Below are 22,493 nucleotides of genomic sequence, written 5' to 3'. Positions count from 1 at the left end.
CCAGACAGAGAGTGATCCATGACGTCATCGACCGCCCCGATTGCCCGCAAGGCCCCAGGCCCAGACCCGTACGCCTGGCTGCAAGCGCGGGACACCCCAGAAGTGCTCGACTACCTCAAGGCCGAAAACGCCTGGCAGGAGGCCCAGTTGGCCGACCAGCAGGCGCTGCGCGAGACCCTGTTCGAAGAGATCAAGGGCCGTATCCTTGAAACCGACCTGTCCCTGCCCTCCCCCTGGGGCCCGTACCTGTACTACACCCGCACCACCGCCGGTGACGAATATGCGCGCCATTACCGCTGCCGCCGCCCGGCTGACGACAGCAACCAAGTGGATGACAGCAGCGAAGAATTGCTGCTGGACCCGAACGTATTGGCCAACGGCGGTTTTTTCGCCCTCGGCGCGTTCAGCATCAGCCCCGACCACCAGCGCCTGGCCTACAGCCTCGACACCAGCGGCGAAGAGATTTACACCCTGTTCGTGAAGGAATTGGCCACTGACAAGGTCAGCGAACTGGCGTTCGAGAACTGCGACGGCAGCATGACCTGGGCCAATGACAGCCTGACCCTGTTCTTCGGCGAGCTGGACGACACCCATCGCCCGCACAAGCTGTATCGCTATCGCCTGGATGGCACGGCGGCGCAGGAAGTGTTCCACGAACCCGACGGCCGTTTCTTCCTGCACTGCTACCGTTCCAGCTCCGAGCGCCAACTGCTGCTGGCCCTGGGCAGCAAGACCACCAGCGAAATCTGGGCGCTGGACGCCGAGCAGCCGCACCTGCCCTTCACCTGCCTGGCACCACGGGTCGAAGACCATGAATACGATGTTGACCATGGCAAGCGCAATGGCGAGTGGACCTGGTTTATTCGCAGCAACCGCGATGGGATCAACTACGCGCTGTTCATCGCCGCCGATAACGGCACGCCGCCTACCGAGGCCGACTGGCAAAACCTGATCCCTCACAGTGACGAGGTCATGCTCGACGGTGTGAGCCTGAATGCCAGCGCCATGACCTTGAGCCTGCGCATCGGTGGCCTGCCGGTCATCGAGGTGCACCCCGAAGACGTACCGGCCTATCGCGTGGAATTGCCCGACGCGGCCTATAGCCTCTACGTACAAAACAGCCTGGAGTTTCCCAGCGACAAGATCCGCCTGCGCTATGAAGCCCTGAACCGCCCGGCCCAGGTACGTCAGCTCGAACTGGCGACGGGCGCCCAAGTGGTGCTCAAGGAAACCCCGGTACTTGGCGTGTTCAATGCTGACGACTACGTCAGTCAACGCCTATGGGCCACCTCCGCTGACGGCACCCAGGTGCCCATCAGCCTGGTGGTCAAGCGTGACCGGCTCGGCCAGCCGACGCCGCTGTACCTGTATGGCTATGGTGCCTACGGCCAAAGCCTCGATCCGTGGTTCTCCCATGCGCGCTTGAGCTTGCTGGATCGCGGGGTGGCGTTTGCCATCGCCCATGTGCGTGGCGGCGGTGAGTTGGGCGAAGCCTGGTATCGCAACGGCAAGCAGGAACACAAGCAGAACACTTTCAGCGACTTTATCGCCTGCGCCGAACACCTGATCGCCCAGGGCCTGACCACCTCCAGGCAACTGGCGATCAGCGGCGGCAGTGCCGGTGGCCTGTTGATCGGCGCCGTACTCAACCAGCGTCCGGAACTGTTCCAGGCAGCGATCGCCGAAGTGCCGTTTGTCGATGTGCTCAACACCATGCTCGACCCGGAACTGCCGCTGACCATCACCGAGTACGACGAATGGGGCAACCCTGAGGATCCCCAGGTGTATGCGCGCATCAAGGCCTACGCGCCGTACGAAAACGTCAGCGCCCAGGCCTACCCGGCCACGCTGGTGATCGCCGGCTACAACGACAGCCGCGTGCAGTACTGGGAAGCCGCCAAGTGGGTGGCCAGGCTGCGGGATACCAAGACGGACGACAACCTGCTGCTGCTCAAGACCGAGCTGGGTGCCGGCCATGGCGGCATGAGCGGGCGCTATCAGGGGCTACGTGACGTCGCCCTCGAATATGCCTTTGTGTTCAAGGCCCTCGGTCTGGTCTAACCTCCTGGCGTTTTCGGCTTGCTGTCGTTCTGTTGCAGGCCAGGGACCGTCTGGTCCTTGGGCGGCGCCGGCAGCACGATGGGCGCCAGCGGCGGCGAGCCATTATGGGTCTTGGGCGCAACGGGCGGCGTGACTTGCGGGTACAACGTCGGCGTTGGCGTGCCCGGCGCGCCTGGGGTTGGAGCGGGCGCGACCGGAACGGTTTGCAACTCCTGAGCCTGCGCCACAGCAGATATGAGCGCGCTCAATACAATGACCGTTAGAATGCTGCACTTCATCGATGGCTCCATGGCCTGACCGGAATATCGTAAGGCTACTCCCAACTGCGCAAGAATGCCCTTCCCAATGAGATTTCCATGAAACGTTTCGTTCTGCTGGACACCACTCCGATCCCCGACAACGGCGGTGCCTTGTGCCTGTTCGAATACGGCGAGGACTTTGTCATCAAGATCCAGGGCGGTGACGGTGGCCAGTTGATGAACACGCGCATGCACGGCTCCGAAGATGCCCTGGCCGAGATTCCCTGCCGCAAGGTGGCCGGTCGCCCGGGTTCACGGGTGCTGATCGGCGGTTTGGGCATGGGCTTTACCTTGGCCGCGGCGCTCAAGCATCTGGGCAAGAACGCCGAAGTGGTCGTGGCGGAACTGGTGCCCGGCGTCGTGGAATGGAACCGTGGGCCGCTGGGGGAAAAATCCGGGCGCCCGCTGCTGGACCCGCGCACCGTGGTCCGCCTGGAAGACGTGGCCAAGGTACTGCAGGCCGAGCCACAAGGCTTTGACGCGATCATGCTTGACGTGGACAACGGCCCCGAGGGACTCACGCAAAAGGCTAACAGTTGGCTCTACTCAGCCGGTGGCCTGGCCGCTTGCGCCAAGGCCCTGCGGCCCAAGGGCGTGCTGGCGGTGTGGTCGGCCAGCGCCGACAAGCTGTTCAGTGACAAACTGCGCAAGGCCGGCTTCAAGGCCGAGGAGGTGCAGGTGTTTGCCCACGGCAACAAAGGCACGCGGCACACCATTTGGATTGCGGAAAAGCTCAAGGGCTAATTGCGCGGTAATTAGCTAGAATCAACCTGTCCGTGACCACCCAATAGCCAGGAGCCATGATGAGCTCGACCAACCCGCCCTCCCACACCGCCAAGCTGGATCGCATCCTCGCCGATGCCCAGCGCGACCGGGAAATGGGCTATCGCGATAAAGCCCTGAAAATGTACCCCCATGTGTGTGGCCGCTGCGCCCGTGAGTTTTCCGGCAAGCGCTTGAGTGAACTGACCGTCCACCACCGTAACCACAACCATGATGACAACCCCCAGGACGGTTCCAACTGGGAGTTGCTGTGCCTGTACTGCCACGACAACGAACACTCGCGCTACACCGACCAGCAGTACTTCGGCGAAGGCTCCACCAGCAGCCCGAGCATTGCCAAGGCTACGCACAACCCGTTTGCGGCGTTGGCGGGGCTGATGAAGAAAGACGACTGAAGCTCTGCTTTGCCTGTTCCGGACTCATCGCAGGCAAGCCAGCTCCCACAGTAGGAATGCACTTCCCTGTGGGAGCCGGGCTTGCCCGCGATGGCGATCGCCCAAGCACTGCATTCCCCCAAGCCGTATAATCGCCGTTTTTCTCAAGGCACCCTTCCCCGTGGGCAATAAACGCTACAGCTGCATCGGTCTGTATAACCCCAAATCCCCCGAAAACGTCGGTTCGGTAATGCGTGCCGCCGGCTGCTACGGCGTGGCCTCGGTGTTCTACACCGGCGTGCGTTACGAGCGTGCCCGGGATTTCATCACCGACACCAAGAAGGTCCACCACGACATTCCGCTGATCGGCATCGACGACCTGAAAAAGATCCTGCCCCTGGGCTGCATCCCGGTCGCCGTGGAACTGGTGGAAGGCGCCCGCCCGCTGCCCGAATACACCCACCCCGACCGTGCGCTGTATATCTTCGGCCCCGAAGACGGCTCCCTGGACAAGGAGATCCGCGACTGGTGCGAAGACGTGATCTACATCCCCACCACCGGCTGCATGAACCTGGCGGCCACGGTCAACGTGGTGCTCTACGACCGCCTGGCCAAGGGCAACAACACCCGCTCGGGCCCCAAGTACTGATTTTCCGGGAACATCCGGCAGCCGCGCGCAGTCAGCTGGTAACACTTGCCCTTGTTGGAGACAGATCATGAGCGACAGCAAAATCTTGCAACCTATCATCGACGCCACGCCTTTGAGGGCTCGGCCCGCCCAGAATGTGCATGGCTGGGAGCGCATCGGCTCAGTGGCCGGCGGAGTGATGATGGTGGGTAAAGGCCTGCGCCGCGGCGGGATTTTCGGCTTGATCCAGGTGGCGATTGGCGGCGTGGCCCTGGCTCGTGGTTTCACCGGCCATTGTTCGCTCAAGGACAGGCTGGAACATGGCCGTCAAGAAATGAACAGCGTGCGAACCAGGATCGAGCGGGCTGGGGAAGAGTTGAAGAACCTGAAGACCAAGGCCGAAGTGGAGGCAGAGAAGGCAGTAAAACCCAAAGCCTGACCTGAGTATTGGACATGCTGGAGATCCAAATGTGGGAGGGGGGCTTGCCCCCTCCCACATTTTGAACTGCGCATGGCTTGGGATCAGCGCAGCAGTTTGCTGTCCAGAACCACCGACGACTCACCGATCACACTTTCGGCCAACTGCACGAACTCTTTGGTGTTGATACTGTTTACCCGCATCACCGCCTGCGCCAGGTCGTCCAGGGACCGCTTGTTGTGGGTCTTCACGCGGATCTCACGGTCCAGTTCCTGCAATACCACCACCGAACGCGCCAGCGTCGCGCCGTTGACGTGCTCGCCTTTGAGCGTGGTGACGTCTTTGCCTTCCTTGGTCAGCCGCGCCTGGATCGCCGCATAGCGTTCATCAGTGATGCCGCCGGCACGCCGCATCAGTTCAATCGCGTAGTACTCGCCCAAACCCTCGCTGATCCAGTCACTGCTGTCGTGGTCGTTGAAACGCCCGATGGCCTGCACCACTTCGCGCAGCAACGGGCTGCTGCCATTTTCGCCAACCAGCGGCGTGCGGCTGTTGAGGTAGATCGAATCGCGCAATGAATAAGCGCCCCGCCGCATCGGGTCACTGGCACCGACGATCAACAGTTTGCCGGGATGGCGCGGGAATGCGGCCTCCACCTGGGGCCAGACGAACGTCAGCAAGGTCAGTACGTCCATACGGCGCATGCCTTGCCCCTTGGGCGAGGCCACGGTGATTTCGGTTTCGCCCAGGCGCAGGCGGCGGCTGCCGAGGTTACCGGCGAGCATCCAGCCGGTGGGCCGGTCGAACAGGCGGGACACGTTATCGATGCGGAATTTATGCTTGCCAATGCGCGGCCAGGCGGTTTCGACGCTCTTCCAACCGTTCGGAAGTTCGAACATCAGGCGCGACACCAATTCGATGCCATCTTGCTGGTCGAGACGCGCAGCCGGCACCAGGTCTTCACCGCGCAGTAACGCCCAACTCGGCGTGACCCGTGTGTCATAGATGCCCGGCTTGCGCGTATGGCTCAGGCGCACTTTGTAGGTCAGGCTGGCCTTGTCGGCGCTGGGTTGCCACAGGCCACGGCTTCCCGTGACCTGCCACTGGCCGTCGGCCTTGAAGTCGCTGTAGTCACCCTCGCGGCCCAGGTCGAAGTCCAGGCTACGTACCGCCGAGCCTTGGGACAGGCTGAGGCGCACCTGCGCCTGATCGCTCTGGGGCAGCAGCTTGACGTGATAGTCCAGGTCGACTTTCTTCGCGCCCCAGCCCGGCCCGCTCAGCGCCAGTAATACCAGGCCCGCGGCTAACTTGGCTGCCACCCTCATACACACTCCTTTGTTCAGCCTGCGCGGAAGATCAGGTAGTCCTCCCAGTCGTCCTCGGGCACGCTGCCTTCGCTGAGCATGCGCCCGGACTGGGAAATGCGTTCGTGGTGCACCGCGTCACGGTCGCCGCAGACCAGATGGTGCCAGAGCGGCAGATCCTTGCGTTCGCTGACCAGGCGGTAGCCGCAGGTTGGTGGCAACCATTTGAATTGGTCGGCCTGGCCCGGGGTGAGCTGGATACAGTCCGGCACCGATGCGCGGCGGTTGGGGTAATCGGTGCACTGGCAGCTCTTCAGGTCGAGCAGTTTGCAGGCGATACGCGTGTAATAGACGCTGTTGTCGTCTTCATCTTCAAGCTTTTGCAGGCAGCACAGGCCACAGCCATCGCACAACGACTCCCACTCCTGCTGGTCGAGCTGTTCAAGGGTTTTACGTATCCAGAAAGGTTCGACTTTGGCGGCCATGGCTCTACATCAGTATCGGTATGTTGAAAGGCCGCCAGTCTAGTGCCCAAGGCACGTACGGCCAAGCGCTTACGACTGCCGGTATGACAAGACTTGTCAGGCTTGGGCCTGCGCAGTAGTTTTGAGCCCCGGTTTTTCATCAGGATCTGCTCATGAGCACCCACCCACGTGTTGCCGATTATCCGATCCATACCCAATTCACTGACCGCTGGTCGCCCCGCGCCTTTACCGGCGAAAGCATTTCGCAAGAGACTTTGCTGAGTTTCTTCGAAGCCGCGCGCTGGGCGCCCTCGGCCTACAACTCACAGCCGTGGCGTTTCCTGTACGCACGCCGCGACACGCCAGACTGGGAGCGCTTCCTGGGTTTGCTCAATGAATTCAACCGGGGTTGGGCGCAGCACGCGTCGGCCCTGGTGATTATCGCTTCGAAAACCGACTTTATCGCCCCCGGCGCGACCGAAGAAACCCCGGCGCTGTGGCATACCTTCGATACCGGCTCGGCGTGGGGCCACTTGGCATTACAGGCCAGCCTCAGCGGCTGGCACACCCATGGCATGGCCGGCTTCGATCAGGAGCTGACGCGCAGGGAGCTAAAGATTCCAGACGGTTATGCGCTGCATGCGGCTGTGGCGGTAGGCAAGCTAGGCGACAAAGCGAGCTTGCCGGAATACCTGCAGGGCCGCGAAGTGCCCAGCTCGCGCAAGCCGCTGAGTGAGCTGGTGTCGGAAGGGAACTTCAACCTTTAAGAGCAATTAAAAGCTGACAGTGGGTTGCCCGAGGCAACTCACTCAAGGCACTTTTGCGATCAGTTGGGCATATTCCCTGAGCAGTTTTTGCTTACCTCGTTGCCAGTCGTCCATTAAAAACGAAGGCATCAATTCTCTGGGCAGTGCGTCCAAATCCACGGGATATATCTTTTTGTCCTTGGCCGAATATATGTAGTTCTTCAATTGCATATCGTTATGGTAGACATTTTTGGCCTCAAGCTCCGCCATCGTCTCGGCCATCAGCGAACGCGCTTCAGACGGTAAGCTGCCCTTCTCGAAATGCCCCAGAGACACGCCCTCTATCCTATTCATGACCAAATACTTGCGACCATTTTCAACCGCAACTCGTGCAAAACCCTCGCCGTAAAATCGATTGAAAGCGATCACTTCCGATGAGTTGGGAATATTCTCAGGGTCAATAGATGTAGGACCATAATCCTTATACGCACGTTTTCCATCAAGGCTCGAGTAGACAATGGCCTCGCCTCCCTGGCCGATAACCGGCCCGAGGTCTTCCTTGATTGACGTTGGGTGGCCGCCCTTCAATCCCAACCGCCGCCATTGATCGCCCTGAACATGCTCAAGCTGCAACCCGGTTTGCCGATTGTTGTGATACACCCGCGCCTGCACCTTGCCATCTACGGTACGGGTGACTTGGCGCACTTCGTAAACCGCGCTCTGGCCCGTGCTGTCGGTATGACGAATATGCGAGCGGTGACCATCAGCTGCGACGTACACCCCCTGATTGTTGCGGGAAAGCCCGGCAATCGTCGATTCAGGCACCTTGAACTCGCGGAACAGCCGATTGCCCAACTCGCCCTCCGGCACCGTCGGTAGGTGCTTGAGCCGACGCCCTGCTGCCTTCAATAACCTGCCGCCCCCCACCAACAGATCACCTGCGCCACTCAGCGGGTTGAAAGCCTCAACGGCGGTCGCTCCGACAAACCTTGCCGCCTTGGCCAGATGGCTCATCGATGATAAGGCTTTACTGGCGACCTTGCCCGCCTGCCCTGCCTTGCCCACCCCCAGCGTGAGCAGGCCCACGGCATCCACCGCCAAGTCAAAGATACCCTGGCCGATATTGCCGTTCTGGAAATTGACGATGGCCGAACGCAGTGGAATGAGGTTCAGAAAGAACTCGCCAATCGCCTCATTACGGGCGCTGTCCTGATCATAGGAAGTCACGTCCCGGGCCTCACGGAGCAGATCGTCGTTCTTCAGGTCCAGGGATTTTACGAAGACGTCAGCGATAAAGTGACTGCGACGGGAATTGAAACTGTCGGACTGCGTCGAGCCTTCGGGAATAATTTGATCGGCTGCAAACCGCACGGTTTTCGTGAGGATATTGGCCTCGCGCGACTCCATCTTACTGTCGGTATAGGGCTCGCTGCGCCGGCGGGTGAGGAAGTTCTGCTTTTCGATGGTGCCTCGGCGCGTGTCGATCAAGTAAATATTAACTTGCCCGTCTCTTGTGGTTTTTACCTCCAACGTATTCCCCCTGACGTGAAGCGCAGGCGGGGTGAACAAATCACCGGCGATCTTGTACTGGTTGGTGTGGAAGAATTCCAGCTCGCCGAACTCCAGGTTCTTGCGGTCCTCCAGAGGCAAGGTGGAAATCAGGTGCCGGACCACATTTTGATGCCCCTGCTGGTGTGCATTGATTGCAGAGTCGTACGCAGTCTTGAAGGCGGTTGCCACGCCCAGCTTGCCGACCTCGTAGAGCGCGCAGAACTTATCGATGGGCAGGCGCTTGTCCGTGGATATCCAATGATCTTCAGGCCCCAACTTGACGCCTTCCATCACGATATCCAGCATCGAACGCATGCCGGGGTGAAGGCCGGGCCGGCCTTCCCTGAGCCTGGCCTGCTGTATGTTCCTCACCTCGAAGAGTTTTGGGTCAATGCCGGGAAACGCCGCTTTAAGCTGCGCGAGCCCGTCTGCCTTGCGGCTGGGTATTGGCGTTTGCAATAGGACGCTGGTGGTTTTCAGCGAGTTCAGGTGTTCGTTGAACGCGGTCCTGGCGCGCTCCATATCATCCGACGAGGGTGTCTGTGCAGCCGTAGTTTCAAATTTCCTGGCGGCATCCCAATCTTTCAACGCCTGGTATTCGATCTGCTCGCTGACCTCATCGCTAGGAAGCTTCTCCGCCGTCAGCAGGATCTCGGCATACCCCATGCCGAGCGTACGGCCTGGGGCTTGCGCTTCGATCTTGCCCACAGCCATCGCCAGCTGTGCCCACAACACACTGCCATAGGTGACGCTGGGCGGGATGTCCTTGACCAAAAACTGGGGTGCCGTCCTGGCCAACAGCAGATAGGCGCCGAGGCTGGCGGTTTGCGCACTGGTGCGGCCCTTGGCGACCAGGTGCCTGGCCAGCCCGTCAATCACCACCGAGGCCCGCTGCCCGCTCTGCGCCAAATCAAAACCAGCGACGCTGTTGCGGGCGGGTGCCGCCAGGGATTCCGGATCCAGGCCCAGATGGATGGCCGCCAGCACATAGTCGTTGCCGCCACTTCCGGGGGGGCTGCCTCCCAGCTGGCTCAGCATGGCTTGCCCAAGGGCTTGGGCTTTGGCTGAGTCGAGTAATTTTTCTATCGCGGCCAGGGGTTTCTTCAAGTCGGCTTCGGATACCGAACTGCCGCTGAGCAAATAACCCAAAGCACCTTTTGCGCCGTCCGCAAGCGGCAGGCCAGGCAACCCGCTGGTGTTGCTTTGCAGCAGCGCTACCAGGCGGTTCTGGTGCTGCGCGGGCATTGGAGATGGCCAGGACAGCCCGCCGCCAAGGTCGCCCAAGGGATGGACTTGCGCTTGCCAAGCCATCTCGTTTCGAAGCTCGACCAGTGCTTCCAGGGTTTTCGGTACAGGCATGCCACAGCCAAGCAAAAAAGCTTCGAGACTGATCAGACGATTAGCCGGCAGAGGCGGCTGCGAGGGGTGGGATGAATCTTCGCACACATACATCAGCGTGCTTTTCAACTGCGTAGCCAGCGCCGTTTGTAGCTGCTCCCTGGCCTTGGCCATGGATAACGATGGGGCTGGCGCGAGCTGCCTGGGCAGGTCTTGAATGATGCCCTGAAGTTTATCGGCCAGGGTTCGCAGGTTGCATTGGTCACCCAACGCTGTCTTCAAGGTCGTGGTCGGCTTGGGCGCAAGGGTTTCGCTTGCGTCAACAATGACTGCTGGCTTTTCTTCAGCGGTCGACGCAACGTGGTTGAACTGGAGCACAGGCCGAGTGTGCATACCGGGCGCGGTGAGCGTAGTCATGACAGTAACCGTCCTTAGTCAAGTGGATAATCCTGCAAAACGCATAAATTGCGATTTGCGAGTTCTGTGTGGGAGAACCCGGTAAGGACGTTCCATCTTGACTGTCAGACTTTATGTACATGACTGGATGTGTACATGTGCGCCCGGGCATCGGGCACTGCGGTCAGTAACCGCGATCGAAGCTCACTTCTGCGCGCAATGGCTGCTTGGCTTGGTACGCGCGCACGTTCTCCAGGAACAACGCGACCATCATTGGCGGCGAGGTCGGCGCCGAGCTGTGCCCGGTCAACAGCAAACCCCACGCCGTCCAGAACGGGTGGCGTTGCGGCAAGGGCTCCTGGCGGCACACGTCGATCACCGCGCCGGCCAGGTGCCCTTCCTTGAGCGCCTCGACCAGATCGGCGTCCACCACTGCCACGCCGCGTCCGACGTTGATAAACAAACCGGTGGGCTTGAATTGCTTGAACAGCGCAGCGTCGTACAGGTCATGGGTATCCGGCGTGTTGGGCAACAGATTGATCACGTAATCCACCTCCCCCACCAGCCGGCCCAACTGGTCGAGCCCCGCCACTTCGATAAACGGTGCCTGCTCGCGAGCCTGGCTGGCGATGCCATACAGCTGCACGCCGAACGGCAGCAGAAACTCGGCCACGCTCTGGCCGATGTCACCGGTGCCGACGATCAGCGCCTTGCGCCCAGCCAGGCTCTGGCCCATGCGGTTGTCCCACTTGCGCTCGACCTGGCTGACCAGACGCGCCAGCACTTCGCGCTCGTGGCCCAGCATGTAAGTGAGGACAAACTCGGCCATGACCTGGCCATAAATCCCCACCGCACGGGTCAGGCGATAGTCGCGGGGCAAGCCATCGGCCAGCAGCGGCGTGATGCCCGCCCAGGTCGATTGCAGCCACTGCGGGTGATGGCCCTGGCGCAGCAGGGTCGCCAGCAGATCGGGCTGGCCCAGCCATACCGGGCAATCGGCGGCCAGCCGCGAGAGTTCGGCCGAATCGCCGCTGGTCAGCACTTCAAGGTCTGGGGCCGCTTCCTTGAGCAATTGGGCGTAGAGCGGGTGATCCTGTTCAGCAATCAGAACACGCATGGTTCAAACCTTTCAAAAACAGTGCAGACGGCCGCCCGCTTCCTTACGGCCACCGTCCTCTAATACGATTCCATTTAAAGCCTGTGCCCTGATGCGGGCACTGATCGATCACATCGGGTCGTTGCGGCGCAGCAGCTCTTCGGGCAAGTGCTCGATGTACTCATCCTCGGCCGGCGGCATTTGCAGGTGGTAACCCTGCTTGTCGAGGTTTTCCAGCACCACCGTGATGTCTTCGCGGGACAGCTTGCGCTCCGGCGTCAGCACCATGTCGAAGGCGTGGTGCGCCTTGCCGAAAGCTTCCATCAAGGGTTCTGGCACGCGTTCCAGGGCGTCGCTTTTGAGCACATAGAGGTACATGCCGTCTTTTTTCTTGCTGCGATAGATGGAGCAAATACGTTTCAAGGCTGTTCTCCGGCAGTGGCCAGGCTGTCGAGCAGCGCTTGGCCCATCAGCTCGCGACGCCAGCCACGCAGCGAGTCTGGCAGTTGATAAGGCCCATCGGGGTAGCCGCTTTTAACCAGGGCTTCGAGGGTTTTCTTGCGCAGCATCAGTTCCGGCGCCATGTCCAGGCGTTCGGCGAACGTCTGGCCCAGGGCACGCAGTTGCTTGATCAGCGTGGCTGCGTCCACCGGCAAAGGCTCGGCGACGGCGGGAGGCCATTGGTCCATCGGCACGCTGCCGGCTCGCTTGATCAGGTCCAGCAGGAACTGGCCGTCCTGGCGCACGGTGCGCGGGTGCATGTCTTCGATCTTGCCCAGCGCCGCCAGGTTATCCGGCTGGGATTTGGCCAGCGGCCACAACGAGTGTTCGCGAATGATGCGGTTGCGCGGCAGGTCGCGGGCACGGGCTTGCTGCTCGCGCCAGGCGCATAGCTCACGCAGCACGGCGAGTTGGGCACGGGAGAGTTTCCATGCCAGCTTGGCATCGCGGTAGACCTCGTAGGGGTCGATCTCACGACGCAGGTTGGCCACCAGTTCGGCACCGTCTTCCAGTACCCAGGCGTACTTGTCATCCGATAGCTGCGGGCGCAGGCGGATATACACCTCGGCCAGGTGCACCGCGTCTTCGGCGGCGTAGCTGACCTGCGTCTCGGACAATGGCCGCTGCAGCCAGTCGGAGCGGGTTTCGCCCTTGGGCAGCTCGATGTCCAGCACGGCTTGTACCAGGCGTGAGTAGCCCATGGAGAAACCAAGATTGAGATAAGCCGCTGCCAACTGGGTGTCGAACAACGGCACCGGCAGGCTGCCGGTCAGGCGTAGCAACACTTCCAGGTCTTCGCTGCAGGCGTGCACCACTTTGATCACCGCCGGGTTTTCCAGCAAGGCGGCCAAGGGTTGCCAATTATCGATGGTCAGCGGATCGATCAGGTAAGCGCGGATGCCATCACCGATCTGGATCAGCCCGGCAATAGGATAAAAGGTGTCGACCCGCATGAATTCGGTGTCGAGGGCGACGAATGGCAACTGCTGCCATTCGGCGCAATGCTGGCCGAGGCTATCGTTGTCGCAGATCCAGTGAATATCGATGGCCACACGGCTCTCCCTTGAAGAATGGCGCGCAGTATATATCGCTAAAGGGACTTGCGAGCATCCGCAGTGCACACAGCATCATGAAAACTCCGACAGGAGATGAAGAATAGTCCGACGAATGGAAGTTATCCTCTCTTACGCAGAACGTAGACGCACCACAGCCTGGAGCCCGGCAGGAACTCCTGATAATTCAGAATCTTGAAGCCTGCCTGACGAAACTCGTCTTCCACCGGTGTTCCTACGTTCACCGCGACAATGACCGTGTCGCGGCTGACGCGGTGAAACTCGCGTAACAACATTAATCGCGCATCGCTGCCGGGCACATGACGAAACAATTCCAGGCAGAAAATACAGTCCACCGCATTCGCCGATAGACCAATGGAAAACGCCGAGCCCTGGAATGTCTTGACGCGCTTGAGCAGCGCCCCCGGATGATGGGTACGAGCGTGATCGAGCATGGCCTGGGAGTGGTCCGAGGCCAGGATCACCCGGTTGACGTGCTCAGCCAACACTGGCCAGAAACGCCCCGAACCACACGCCAGGTCAAGGATAAGCCCCGGCTCGCCGGCCACCTTCAATGCATGGCGTACCAGCCGCGCATCCCGCCACGCCGCCAGGCGCTGCAGCGGCCGGGGTGGGCGCGGGTCACCGCAGACCGTGGCGTGCTCACGGCCACAGCGCTCAGCGAATTCGATCTCAATGGAGGATGGGGGTTGTGGCGACATCGCGGGCTCATATGGATAGAACGGTAGTGAACGACCTTGATCCGCAGCTTAACCACCGCAACGTGAAAAAAAGGTCGAAAGCCTCACTACCGTGAATCGGTCACGCCTGGTGCAGATACCAACGCCAATCCTGCTCCCCCACCTCGCCCATGAACTCGCGGTATTCCTCGCGTTTAACAGCCAGATAGACGCCGAGGAATTCACTGCCGAATGCATCCCGTGCCCAACTTGACCCCTCAAGGGCGCGCAGGGTGGTCAGCCAATCGGTAGGCAGCAACTTCTTGGCCTGGGCGTAGCCGTTGCCTTCCACCGGGGCACCGGGGTCGCGCTGTTCGCGGATGCCGCGGTGGATGCCGGCAAGAATCGCAGCGGCCGCCAGGTAAGGATTGGCATCAGCCCCGCAAATGCGATGTTCGATATGCCGGGAATGGGCCGGGCCACCAGGCACGCGCAGACTGACGGTGCGGTTGTCCACGCCCCAGGTGGCGGCCAGGGGCGCGTAGCTGTTGGTCTGAAAGCGCCGATAAGAGTTGGCGTTAGGGCAGAACATCAGCAACGAATCAAGCAAGGTGTCGAGCATGCCGCCCACCGCCTGGCGCAACAGCGGCGTGCCATCAGCTGCCTCGCTGGCGAACAGGTTTTGGCCCTGGGCATCGGCCAGGCTGACGTGCATATGCATGCCGGTGCCGGCCAGGTCATCGAATGGCTTGGCCATGAAACACGCCGTCATCCCATGCTTGTGGGCCACGCCCTTGACCAGGCGTTTGTAGCGCACCGCCTCGTCCATCGCCTGCAATGCGTCAGTGCGATGTTCGAGGGTGATTTCAACCTGGCCCGGAGCGTATTCAGAGATGGCCGTGCGCGCCGGGATACCTTGCAGTTTGCAGGCGCTATAGAGGTCGGCGAGAAACGGCTCGATCTGCTCCAGTTCGCGCAGGCCGTAGACCTGGGTCGAACGTGGACGCTTGCCGTCCGCGTCCCGCGCCGGTTGTGGGCGACCGTTACTGTCGGGCTTCTGGTCGAGCAGGTAGAACTCCAGTTCCGCGGCCATCACCGGGTAATAACCGTCGGCCTTGAGCGCATCGATGACCTTGGCCAGCAAGTGCCGGGGGTCGGCGACGGTGGCGGGTAAGCCTTCGGTGGGGTGCATGCTGACTTGCACCGCAGCGGTTGGGATCAAGCGCCAGGGCATACGCTGCAGACTGCCGCTGATCGGGTAGGCGCGACAGTCGATATCGCCCACTTCCCATACCAGCCCGGAGTCTTCTACGTCATCGCCATTGATGGTCAAGCCGAGGATGGTGCTGGGCAGTGGCCGGCCGGTTTCGTACACCGCCAGCAGCTCGTCGCGGTGCAGCAGCTTGCCGCGTGGTACGCCGTTGTTGTCGAGGATAAACAGTTCGAACAGCTCGATGTCCGGGTTCTGTTCAAGGAACGCCTGGGCTTCGTGCAGGCTGGCAAACACACTCATGGGGGCTTCTCATACGTTTGGGTCAGGCAGATGCGCACAGGAGCGCGTCATCTATGGGGTAGATCAACGTAGGAAAAAGGTATCGGGTGGGCGTGCGTGTCGGCAGTGAAACAAGGCCCAGAAGGCCAGTTCGGAGGGTAGCGCCTCAATATCGGCCGAGCCGGGCACGGGCGATGTCGCGGGATGAGGGGAAGAACCGTCCATGCGCAAATCACATTGAGGTAGATGCCCGGCACCTTAGCACGCGTTGATCGCGAGTTAGTTCCCAGTTCTATAACGTTTTGTTGCAATGCGGCCAAACATTCGCCGCCCTTGCTACCTTGGCGCTCTGCTGGAAATAATGGCCACCCCCCGCATGGCCCCCAAGGATTCGACTCCCATGAAAGTGCCTCTAGCCCTCTGTGTACTGGCGACCCTGGCAAGCACCGCCCAGGCCGACACCGGCGCCTCGCGCCTGGATGAAGTGCTTCAGCGCGGCACCCTCACCGTCTGCACCACCGGCGACTACAAGCCCTACACCTCGTTGCGTACCGACGGTCGCTATGAAGGCATTGATATTGCCATGGCCGAATCCCTGGCCAAGAGCCTCAACGCCAAGGTCAACTGGGTGCCTACGACCTGGAAAACCCTGATGCCGGACTTCCTTGCCCAACGTTGCGACATCGCCGTGGGCGGTATTTCCGTGTCGCTGGAGCGCCAGAAAAAGGCCTTCTTCAGCCAATCCCTCGGAGTCGACGGCAAGATCCCGCTGGTGCGCTGCGCCGACGTGCAGCGCTACCAGACAGTCGAACAGATCAATCAGCCCCAGGTGCGGGTGATCGAGCCCGCCGGTGGCACCAATGAAGTGTTTGCCCGTGCGCACTTGGGCCAGACGCAGATTCGCCTGCATGACAACGTGACGATTTTTGATGAACTGCTGGCGGGCAAAGCCGATGTGATGATTACCGACGCCAGCGAGGCGCGTTATCAGCAGAAGCTCAAACCTGGGTTGTGTGCGGTCAACCCGGAGCAGCCGATGCAATACAGTGAAAAAGCCTTCCTGCTGCCTCGGGATGATGTGGCCTGGAAGAGCTATGTGGATCAGTGGCTGCACCTGAGCGTAGCAAACGGTGCGTATGCGGGCATCGTCAGCCAGTGGCTGGCGGCCCCGTGACGGCGATCCAACGGGTACACAGCGGTCAAAATGTGGGAGGGGGCTTGCCCCCGATTGCAGTGGCTCAGCGAATAAATCAGCGCCTGACACACCGCTATCGGGGGCAAGCCCCCTCCCACATTTTGTTTGTCTTACGCCAGGTAAAACGCGCTTGCCCCTCCACCCGGCGCCTTGATCAACTCGACGAACGCCCTGCAGGCGGCACTGCGGTAGGCGCCCTTGCGGCTCAATAGTGCGGCAGTACGCTGCGGCAACGGTGGGTCGATGGTCACGGCGTGCAAGCCCGTCTGCGCCTCGGCCAGTGCCTGGGGCAGGACGGTTGCCAGTGGCGTGTTGCGCACGATTTCGATGATTGCGCTGATGGAGTTGGCTTCCATGACGATGCGGGGTTTCACACCTTGCCGGAGGCAATAGTCATCGATATGGCGGCGGGTGGCGAAGCCCGTGTTCAGTAGCACCAGCGGCTGCTCGAGCCAATCGAGGCGATTCAATTCGGAGTGTGTGCTCCCCACGACCACACTCAACTCTTCGACAAATAGCGCCTCACACTCAATATCCGGCCCATGCTCGCCGGTAAATCCAATGCCGATATCCAGCAGGTCTTCGCCCAGGGCGGCTTCGATACGGTCCTGGGTCAACTCCTCGACGCTCAGGGTGATGCCCGGGTACTGCGCATTGAACCGCGCCAGCAGCGGCCCGATCAGGTAGGCGGTAAAGGTCGGCGTCATCGCCAGGCGCAAATGCCCGCGGCTGAGGTCTTGCACATCGTGAATGGCGCGGTTGCCGGCCTGCAGGTCCTGCAACGCCAGCCGGGCAAAGCGCACATAGGCCTGCCCTGCATCGGTCAAGCTGATGCTGCGCCCGGAACGGTCCAGCAGTGGCGCGCCCAGGCTTTCTTCCAGTTGCTTGATCTGTTGCGACAAGGTCGGTTGCGACACATGTAGCGCCTCGGCGGCACGCGTGAAGTTGCGATGCTCGGCAACGGCCAGCAAGTAACGGATATGACGCAACAGCATGGGCAGCGCTCCAACTATAGGCATGACTTATAGAAAGGATAATAAACCGGTCTTGGACGCTATAGCCGAAAACTTCCATCCTTGCCCCATCAGCAACGCAAGGAGAACCACATGCAACATCTCATCGACGGCTTTCGCAAATTCCAACGTGAAGCCTTTTCCCCACGCAGCGACTTGTTCAAGCACCTGGCAACCACGCAAAACCCCGGCACCCTGTTCGTGTCCTGCTCTGACAGCCGCGTAGTCCCGGAGCTGTTGACCCAGCAGGAGCCAGGCGATCTATTCGTCATCCGCAATGCCGGCAATATAGTGCCGTCCTACGGGCCGGAGCCGGGCGGCGTGTCGGCCACGGTCGAATATGCCGTGGCGGTACTCGGGGTCAGCGACATTGTGATCTGCGGGCATTCGGACTGCGGCGCAATGACCGCGATTTCCACCTGCACATGCCTGGACCACCTGCCGGCCGTGGCCAACTGGTTACGCCATGCCGAGTCGGCCAAGGTGATCAACGCTTCACGCCAGCACGTCTCGGACGCTGCACGCCTGGATGCATTGGTGCGCGAAAACGTAGTCGCCCAATTGGCTAATCTCAAGACTCACCCCAGCGTCGCCCTGGCCCTGGAACAAGGCCGGATGAACCTGCATGGCTGGGTCTACGACATCGAAACCGGCGGCATCGACGCTTTGGACGGGCGCACCGGGCGCTTCGTCTCCCTGCTCGACCATCCAGCCACCCGTGCCCACGCCGCCTTAACCTGACTTAACCAAGAGGACGTCACCATGTTGCAATCCCAATTCGCCCAAACCCCACGCCTGGCCCTGGCCGACACCATTATCGACCTCAAGGCGCGCAAGAACCTGTCCTGGCAGGACCTCACCGACGGCACCGGCCTGAGCCTGGCCTTCGTCACTGCCGCCCTGCTCGGCCAACACCCGCTGCCCAAGGACGCTGCGGATATCGTGTGCGACAAACTCGGCCTCGACCAGGACGCCAGCCGCCTGCTGCAAAGCGTGCCCCTGCGCGGCAGTTTCCCGGGCGGCGTGCCGACCGATCCGACCATGTACCGTTTCTACGAAATGCTGCAGGTCTACGGATCTACTCTCAAAGCCTTGGTGCATGAACAATTTGGCGACGGCATCATCAGCGCCATCAATTTCAAGCTGGACATCAAGAAAGTCGAAGACCCGGACGGCGGTTCCCGTGCGGTCATCACCCTGGACGGCAAATACCTGCCGACCAAACCCTTCTGATTCCCCGGCAACCGTCTACGCTCTTGGCACATCAACAAGATCGAGGGACGGGTAAATGAACACACTGCTTCGAATCACCTGGCTGCTGCTGTTGTGTTGCAGCCAGGTGCATGCCGACCCGGCTCAGGAAGCGGACGCCCAGGCCGCCAAGGCCCTGCTGGAAAAGGCCTTGGCGTACTACCACCAGCAAGGCGACAAAGCCTTTGCCACGTTCAGCCGCCAAGGCGATTTCATCGATCAGGACCGCTATGTGTTTGTGGTCGATACCCGGGGAGTACTGCTCGCCAGTGGCGGCCCCTCCTCTGCACTGATCGGTCGCGACGTGTCCGAGATACTCGGGCCGGATTTGCGTCAGTCATTCAAAGACGCGCTCAAGGTGCCCGAAGGCCAGGGCATCCAACAGGCTGACTATCGTTGGCAGAACTGGAATGACGGCAAGGTCGAACACAAGCATGTGTTTTACCAGCGGGTGGGCGAACACATCCTCGCGGTGGGCTATTACCTGCCCCGGGCCACGCCGGAACAGGCGCGAGCGCTACGCAACAAGGCGGTGAATGCGCTGGTGAAGGACGAAACCGGCACGCTCAAGGCGATCAATTCCTTGCAGGGCGGTTTCCTGCAGGATGACCTGTATGTATTTGTGGTCGACCTGGATACCCAACGTTATGTGGCCCACGGCACCAACCTGCGCCTGGTCAATACCGACTTCGGCAAGATCAAGGACCCGGACGGCAAGCCGGTGGGTGAACCGATCCTCAAGATGATGGCCGAGCAGGACCAGGGGGAATATAAGTACCGCTGGAAGAACCCGGTGACCGGCAAGATCGAAAACAAGCACGCTTATGTGCGCAAGACCGGACATTTCATGGTTGCGGTGGGTTACTACAGCCCCTGACCTGACTTGAAATGTAATAAAAATATGGGAGGGGCGGTTCATTTGGACCTAGCGGGCTTTGTCTTCACGACCGCGCAGCACCCGGTTCGGCATCGCTATCGCCGCCGCCAACCCGAGCAACGACACCGCCGCGCTCACCATCAGCAAATGCCGGAACGTCACCGCCAATTCCCCACGCAACGCATCCTGGGCCGGGCCTGGGGCGGCCTTAAGGCCGTCGAGCAAGACGTTGCCGGAGCTGCCTTCGGCCACCAGCGCGCCGCTGGCCAAGTGGGCAAAACTGGAATCGTGCAACAGCGCCAGCAGCAGCGCCGACATGCACGCCACCCCCACAGCCCCACCCAGGGAGCGGAACAGATTGGTGGTGCTGGTGGCGACGCCGATGTCCCGTTGTTCCACCGAATTCTGCGTGCCTACCAATGAGGTGGGGAACTGCATGCCCGCGGCGATCCCGCACAGCAACATGAATACGGCCGTGATCACCACCGCCTGGGGCGCGCTGTAGGCCATGCCAAGGATGGCCAAGGGGCTCAACAATGCGCCACTGAGGATCATGGGTTTATAGCGGCCGGTCACCGAGGTCATGCGCCCGGCGAAATACGCCCCCATCGGTAAACCCATCGCCAGTGGCAGCAGGTGCAGGGCCGCGCTGTCGGCACCGGAACCGGTCACGGTCTGGTAACGCAGGGGCATCAGCACGCTCAGGGAGATCGCCTGGAAGCTGGTGATAAAAATCGTGCACCAGCACAACACCGCGCTGCGGTTGGCAAACAGATGCATCGGTAATAACGGCTCACGGGCGCGGCGTTCATGCCACACAAACACGCTCAACGCCAACAGTGCGCAGGTTAGCAACCCCAGCACTTCGTTATCGCGCCAGTGATGGCCCTGGCCGATTTGCGTGATACCCAGCAGCAACGCGGTCAGGCCGATGATCATCAGCACAGTGCCCAGGTAATCAATGATCGGCTTGCGTTGCGGCACCGGCAGCCCCACCAGGCTGCGATGGGCCACGTACCAGGCGCCTGCGCCCAGGGGCAGGTTGATCAAAAACACCCAGCGCCACGACAGGTACTCGGTCATATAGCCGCCCAGCACTGGCCCTGCCACGCTGGCTACCGCGTACATGCTGCTGAAGTAGCCCTGGTAACGGCCGCGTTCACGCGGGGCAATGATGTCGCCGATGATTGCCTGGCTGACCGAGATCATCCCGCCGGCACCGATGCCCTGGAGAATCCGCGCCAGCACCAATTGCTCCATGCTCTGGGCCATGCCACAGAACAGCGACGCCAGGGTGAACACGCCCATGCCGATCAGCATCATCGGCCGGCGCCCATACAGGTCGCCGAGCTTGCCGTAGATCGGCACTGCCACGGTCATCGCCACCATGTAGCCGGAGATCACCCAGGCCAGCAGGTTGACGTCATGGAACTGCGCGGAAATGGCCGGCATGGACACCGCGACAATGGTCTGGTCCAGGGCACCGAGGAAGATCGCCATCATCAGCGCAGCAAGGATACTGCGCACGGCGGGAACGGTTGGAGCGGGCTGATTGAGGTGAGTCACGGCAAAACCTTCGAGCAGGGCCCGCAGGAAAAGGTCGCCTGCGGGAATGCTCGATACGATAGCAGGCTATTCGATAGGCTCATAAGCAAGCCCGACGTAATTTTCTGCGATGGTTTTGCGCCCGGCGTCGGAGTGAATGAAATAGTCCAGTTCGCTTTCGGCAATGCGCTGGCTGAAAGCGTCCGCCTGGGGAAACTGATGCAGCATCGAGGTCATCCACCAGGAAAACCGCTCGGCTTTCCATACCCGGCGCAGGCAGATTGCCGAGTATTTTTCCAGCAAGTCCAGACGCCCTTCGCGATAGACCTTGAGCAGGATCCTGAACAAGGTACTCACATCGCTGGCCGCCAGGTTCAGGCCCTTGGCGCCGGTGGGCGGGACGATATGCGCGGCATCGCCGAGCAGGAACAGACGCCCGTATTGCATGGGCTCCACCACGAAGCTGCGCAGCGGCGCGATGCTCTTTTCAAGCGACGGGCCGGTGATCAACTGCTCTGCCAATGCGCTGGGCAGCCGCGCCTTGAGCTCCTTCCAGAAACGTGCATCCGACCATTGCTCCACGACCTCGTCCTGGGGCACTTGCAGGTAATAACGGCTGCGCGTCGGTGAGCGCATGCTGCACAAGGCAAATCCCCTTGCGTGTTTGGCGTACACCAGCTCGGCGTGTACCGGCGGCGTGTCGGCGAGCACACCCAACCAACCGAAGGGGTAGACCCGTTCGAACACCTTCAATGCCTCGGCCGGAATCGACTGGCGGGCGACGCCATGGAAGCCATCGCAACCGGCAATGTAGTCGCACTCCAGGCGCCAGGCTTGGCCTTCATGCTCGAACGTCAGCCAGGGCTGCTCACCCTTGAGGTCATGGGGCTGCACATTGGACGCTTCGTACAGGGTGGTGGCGCCGGCGGCTGCACGAGCAGCCATCAGGTCGCGGGTGACTTCGGTCTGGCCGTAGATCATCACCGACTGGCCGCCGGTCAAGGTCTTGAGGTCGATAGGGATGAGTCGGCCATTGAGCGCTATGTCAAAGCCGTCATGTACCAGCCCTTCGGTGTCCATGCGCTGGCTGACGCCTGCCTCGCGCAGCAGGTCGACCATGCCTTGCTCCAACACGCCGGCACGGATGCGACCTTGCACGTACTCGGCGCTCTGACGTTCTAGGACAAGGGTTTGAATGCCAGCGTTATGCAACAGTTGGCCGAGCAGCAATCCAGACGGACCGGCACCGATAATGGCGACTTGGGTTTTCAGGGTTTTCATTATTTTTATCGCCTTCACCCTTCATTCGAACGGATCGAGTGAAAGAGTTGTCAGTGGACTTGTGGCTGACATTTTTCACGTGAGTGAGCAGCATAAGAAGGTGAAAACTGCCTCAAAGCCTGCACTTTTCGCCAATCGGGGCGATTAC

General features: G+C 60.9%; 22 protein-coding genes. 10 read left to right on the top strand and 12 right to left on the bottom strand.

The window, feature by feature from the left end:
• Positions 1 to 18 precede the first annotated feature (18 nt).
• Positions 19 to 2,061: a S9 family peptidase gene (locus tag TU73_RS17740; RefSeq protein WP_057013311.1), complete on the top strand. Its 2,043-nt coding sequence runs from the start codon at positions 19 to 21 to the stop codon at positions 2,059 to 2,061.
• On the opposite strand, the gene TU73_RS17735 is transcribed toward TU73_RS17740, so the two are convergent.
• Positions 2,058 to 2,339, bottom strand: coding sequence for a hypothetical protein (locus TU73_RS17735; protein ID WP_057013310.1), 282 nt, complete (start codon positions 2,337 to 2,339; stop codon positions 2,058 to 2,060). The genes TU73_RS17740 and TU73_RS17735 overlap by 4 nt on opposite strands.
• Positions 2,340 to 2,417: 78 nt before the next feature.
• Here TU73_RS17735 and TU73_RS17730 point away from each other — a divergent pair, with 78 nt between their 5' ends.
• From TU73_RS17730 to TU73_RS17715, 4 genes are all read left to right on the top strand, one after another.
• Positions 2,418 to 3,104 carry a spermidine synthase gene (locus TU73_RS17730; protein ID WP_057013309.1) on the top strand — a complete coding sequence of 229 codons (687 nt, stop codon included), beginning with the start codon at positions 2,418 to 2,420 and terminating at the stop codon, positions 3,102 to 3,104.
• A 59-nt stretch (positions 3,105 to 3,163) separates the two neighbouring features.
• Positions 3,164 to 3,538 (top strand): YajD family HNH nuclease, encoded by a 375-nt coding sequence (locus TU73_RS17725; protein WP_057013308.1) that lies wholly within the window; start codon positions 3,164 to 3,166, stop codon positions 3,536 to 3,538.
• 160 nt (positions 3,539 to 3,698) lie between these two features.
• Positions 3,699 to 4,166 (top strand): RNA methyltransferase, encoded by a 468-nt coding sequence (locus TU73_RS17720; protein WP_010212123.1) that lies wholly within the window; start codon positions 3,699 to 3,701, stop codon positions 4,164 to 4,166.
• Positions 4,167 to 4,233: 67 nt separating this feature from the next.
• Entirely contained in the window at positions 4,234 to 4,584 is a 351-nt protein-coding gene (locus tag TU73_RS17715) for a YgaP family membrane protein (RefSeq protein ID WP_057013307.1), read from the top strand.
• Positions 4,585 to 4,667: 83 nt separating this feature from the next.
• On the opposite strand, the gene TU73_RS17710 is transcribed toward TU73_RS17715, so the two are convergent.
• Together TU73_RS17710 and TU73_RS17705 are read right to left on the bottom strand one after the other, a co-directional pair.
• Positions 4,668 to 5,888, bottom strand: a complete 1,221-nt coding sequence (locus TU73_RS17710; protein WP_057013306.1) for a hypothetical protein — start codon at positions 5,886 to 5,888, stop codon at positions 4,668 to 4,670.
• Between the two features lie 14 nt (positions 5,889 to 5,902).
• Complete coding sequence (locus TU73_RS17705) at positions 5,903 to 6,352, bottom strand: YcgN family cysteine cluster protein (RefSeq protein WP_057013305.1); 450 nt, start codon at positions 6,350 to 6,352, stop codon at positions 5,903 to 5,905.
• 152 nt (positions 6,353 to 6,504) lie between these two features.
• On the opposite strand from TU73_RS17705, the gene TU73_RS17700 reads away from it, so the two are divergent.
• Positions 6,505 to 7,098, top strand: coding sequence for a nitroreductase family protein (locus TU73_RS17700; protein WP_057013304.1), 594 nt, complete (start codon positions 6,505 to 6,507; stop codon positions 7,096 to 7,098).
• A gap of 42 nt (positions 7,099 to 7,140) precedes the next feature.
• On the opposite strand, the gene TU73_RS17695 is transcribed toward TU73_RS17700, so the two are convergent.
• The 6 genes from TU73_RS17695 to TU73_RS17670 form a co-directional block, all read right to left on the bottom strand.
• Positions 7,141 to 10,383, bottom strand: coding sequence for an OspG family effector kinase (locus TU73_RS17695; RefSeq protein WP_057013303.1), 3,243 nt, complete (start codon positions 10,381 to 10,383; stop codon positions 7,141 to 7,143).
• 163 nt (positions 10,384 to 10,546) lie between these two features.
• The gene (locus TU73_RS17690; protein ID WP_057013302.1) at positions 10,547 to 11,479 is read right to left on the bottom strand and encodes a D-2-hydroxyacid dehydrogenase; all 933 of its coding nucleotides are present in this window, start codon (positions 11,477 to 11,479) and stop codon (positions 10,547 to 10,549) included.
• Between the two features lie 108 nt (positions 11,480 to 11,587).
• Complete coding sequence (locus tag TU73_RS17685) at positions 11,588 to 11,881, bottom strand: YcgL domain-containing protein (RefSeq protein ID WP_014717482.1); 294 nt, start codon at positions 11,879 to 11,881, stop codon at positions 11,588 to 11,590.
• Complete coding sequence (rnd, locus tag TU73_RS17680) at positions 11,878 to 13,011, bottom strand: ribonuclease D (protein ID WP_057013301.1); 1,134 nt, start codon at positions 13,009 to 13,011, stop codon at positions 11,878 to 11,880. Before rnd ends, TU73_RS17685 begins: the two co-directional genes overlap by 4 nt.
• 122 nt (positions 13,012 to 13,133) lie before the next feature.
• Positions 13,134 to 13,733 (bottom strand): class I SAM-dependent methyltransferase, encoded by a 600-nt coding sequence (locus TU73_RS17675; protein WP_057013300.1) that lies wholly within the window; start codon positions 13,731 to 13,733, stop codon positions 13,134 to 13,136.
• A 100-nt stretch (positions 13,734 to 13,833) separates the two neighbouring features.
• Positions 13,834 to 15,204 carry a glutamine synthetase family protein gene (locus TU73_RS17670; protein ID WP_057013299.1) on the bottom strand — a complete coding sequence of 457 codons (1,371 nt, stop codon included), beginning with the start codon at positions 15,202 to 15,204 and terminating at the stop codon, positions 13,834 to 13,836.
• Between the two features lie 379 nt (positions 15,205 to 15,583).
• Here TU73_RS17670 and TU73_RS17665 point away from each other — a divergent pair, with 379 nt between their 5' ends.
• Positions 15,584 to 16,357, top strand: a complete 774-nt coding sequence (locus TU73_RS17665; protein WP_057013298.1) for a transporter substrate-binding domain-containing protein — start codon at positions 15,584 to 15,586, stop codon at positions 16,355 to 16,357.
• Between the two features lie 131 nt (positions 16,358 to 16,488).
• Here TU73_RS17665 and cynR read toward each other — a convergent pair whose 3' ends face one another.
• The gene (cynR, locus tag TU73_RS17660) at positions 16,489 to 17,373 is read right to left on the bottom strand and encodes a transcriptional regulator CynR (RefSeq protein ID WP_057013297.1); all 885 of its coding nucleotides are present in this window, start codon (positions 17,371 to 17,373) and stop codon (positions 16,489 to 16,491) included.
• Positions 17,374 to 17,484: 111 nt separating this feature from the next.
• On the opposite strand from cynR, the gene TU73_RS17655 reads away from it, so the two are divergent.
• From TU73_RS17655 to TU73_RS17645, 3 genes are read left to right on the top strand one after another with little or no spacing between them, the layout of a single operon-like run.
• Entirely contained in the window at positions 17,485 to 18,132 is a 648-nt protein-coding gene (locus TU73_RS17655) for a carbonic anhydrase (RefSeq protein WP_057013296.1), read from the top strand.
• Positions 18,133 to 18,153: 21 nt separating this feature from the next.
• Entirely contained in the window at positions 18,154 to 18,624 is a 471-nt protein-coding gene (gene cynS, locus TU73_RS17650) for a cyanase (RefSeq protein ID WP_056847330.1), read from the top strand.
• A 55-nt stretch (positions 18,625 to 18,679) separates the two neighbouring features.
• The gene (locus tag TU73_RS17645; protein ID WP_057013295.1) at positions 18,680 to 19,519 is read left to right on the top strand and encodes a cache domain-containing protein; all 840 of its coding nucleotides are present in this window, start codon (positions 18,680 to 18,682) and stop codon (positions 19,517 to 19,519) included.
• A gap of 48 nt (positions 19,520 to 19,567) precedes the next feature.
• Here TU73_RS17645 and TU73_RS17640 read toward each other — a convergent pair whose 3' ends face one another.
• Both TU73_RS17640 and pobA read right to left on the bottom strand, forming a co-directional pair.
• The gene (locus tag TU73_RS17640) at positions 19,568 to 21,085 is read right to left on the bottom strand and encodes an MDR family MFS transporter (protein ID WP_057013294.1); all 1,518 of its coding nucleotides are present in this window, start codon (positions 21,083 to 21,085) and stop codon (positions 19,568 to 19,570) included.
• Between the two features lie 66 nt (positions 21,086 to 21,151).
• On the bottom strand, positions 21,152 to 22,336 hold the full coding sequence (gene pobA, locus TU73_RS17635; RefSeq protein ID WP_173668904.1) for a 4-hydroxybenzoate 3-monooxygenase: 1,185 nt from the start codon (positions 22,334 to 22,336) through the stop codon (positions 21,152 to 21,154).
• Positions 22,337 to 22,493 lie beyond the last annotated feature (157 nt).

The sequence above is a fragment of the Pseudomonas libanensis genome, assembly GCF_001439685.1.
In the GTDB taxonomy this organism is placed as follows: domain Bacteria; phylum Pseudomonadota; class Gammaproteobacteria; order Pseudomonadales; family Pseudomonadaceae; genus Aquipseudomonas; species Aquipseudomonas libanensis.
The sequence above is the reverse complement of the archived record's forward strand: the minus strand, read 5'-3'. Positions and strand labels throughout refer to the sequence as shown.

Bases quoted from the DNA above. Each gene is read 5' to 3' on its own strand.
- TU73_RS17740 (WP_057013311.1), top strand. From the start codon at position 19: ATGACGTCATCGACCGCCCCGATTGCCCGCAAGGCCCCAGGCCCAGAC.
- TU73_RS17735 (WP_057013310.1), bottom strand. From the start codon at position 2,339: ATGAAGTGCAGCATTCTAACGGTCATTGTATTGAGCGCGCTCATATCT.
- TU73_RS17730 (WP_057013309.1), top strand. From the start codon at position 2,418: ATGAAACGTTTCGTTCTGCTGGACACCACTCCGATCCCCGACAACGGC.
- TU73_RS17725 (WP_057013308.1), top strand. From the start codon at position 3,164: ATGAGCTCGACCAACCCGCCCTCCCACACCGCCAAGCTGGATCGCATC.
- TU73_RS17715 (WP_057013307.1), top strand. From the start codon at position 4,234: ATGAGCGACAGCAAAATCTTGCAACCTATCATCGACGCCACGCCTTTG.
- TU73_RS17710 (WP_057013306.1), bottom strand. From the start codon at position 5,888: ATGAGGGTGGCAGCCAAGTTAGCCGCGGGCCTGGTATTACTGGCGCTG.
- TU73_RS17705 (WP_057013305.1), bottom strand. From the start codon at position 6,352: ATGGCCGCCAAAGTCGAACCTTTCTGGATACGTAAAACCCTTGAACAG.
- TU73_RS17700 (WP_057013304.1), top strand. From the start codon at position 6,505: ATGAGCACCCACCCACGTGTTGCCGATTATCCGATCCATACCCAATTC.
- TU73_RS17695 (WP_057013303.1), bottom strand. From the start codon at position 10,383: ATGACTACGCTCACCGCGCCCGGTATGCACACTCGGCCTGTGCTCCAG.
- TU73_RS17690 (WP_057013302.1), bottom strand. From the start codon at position 11,479: ATGCGTGTTCTGATTGCTGAACAGGATCACCCGCTCTACGCCCAATTG.
- TU73_RS17675 (WP_057013300.1), bottom strand. From the start codon at position 13,733: ATGTCGCCACAACCCCCATCCTCCATTGAGATCGAATTCGCTGAGCGC.
- TU73_RS17670 (WP_057013299.1), bottom strand. From the start codon at position 15,204: ATGAGTGTGTTTGCCAGCCTGCACGAAGCCCAGGCGTTCCTTGAACAG.
- TU73_RS17665 (WP_057013298.1), top strand. From the start codon at position 15,584: ATGAAAGTGCCTCTAGCCCTCTGTGTACTGGCGACCCTGGCAAGCACC.
- cynR (WP_057013297.1), bottom strand. From the start codon at position 17,373: ATGCTGTTGCGTCATATCCGTTACTTGCTGGCCGTTGCCGAGCATCGC.
- TU73_RS17655 (WP_057013296.1), top strand. From the start codon at position 17,485: ATGCAACATCTCATCGACGGCTTTCGCAAATTCCAACGTGAAGCCTTT.
- cynS (WP_056847330.1), top strand. From the start codon at position 18,154: ATGTTGCAATCCCAATTCGCCCAAACCCCACGCCTGGCCCTGGCCGAC.
- TU73_RS17645 (WP_057013295.1), top strand. From the start codon at position 18,680: ATGAACACACTGCTTCGAATCACCTGGCTGCTGCTGTTGTGTTGCAGC.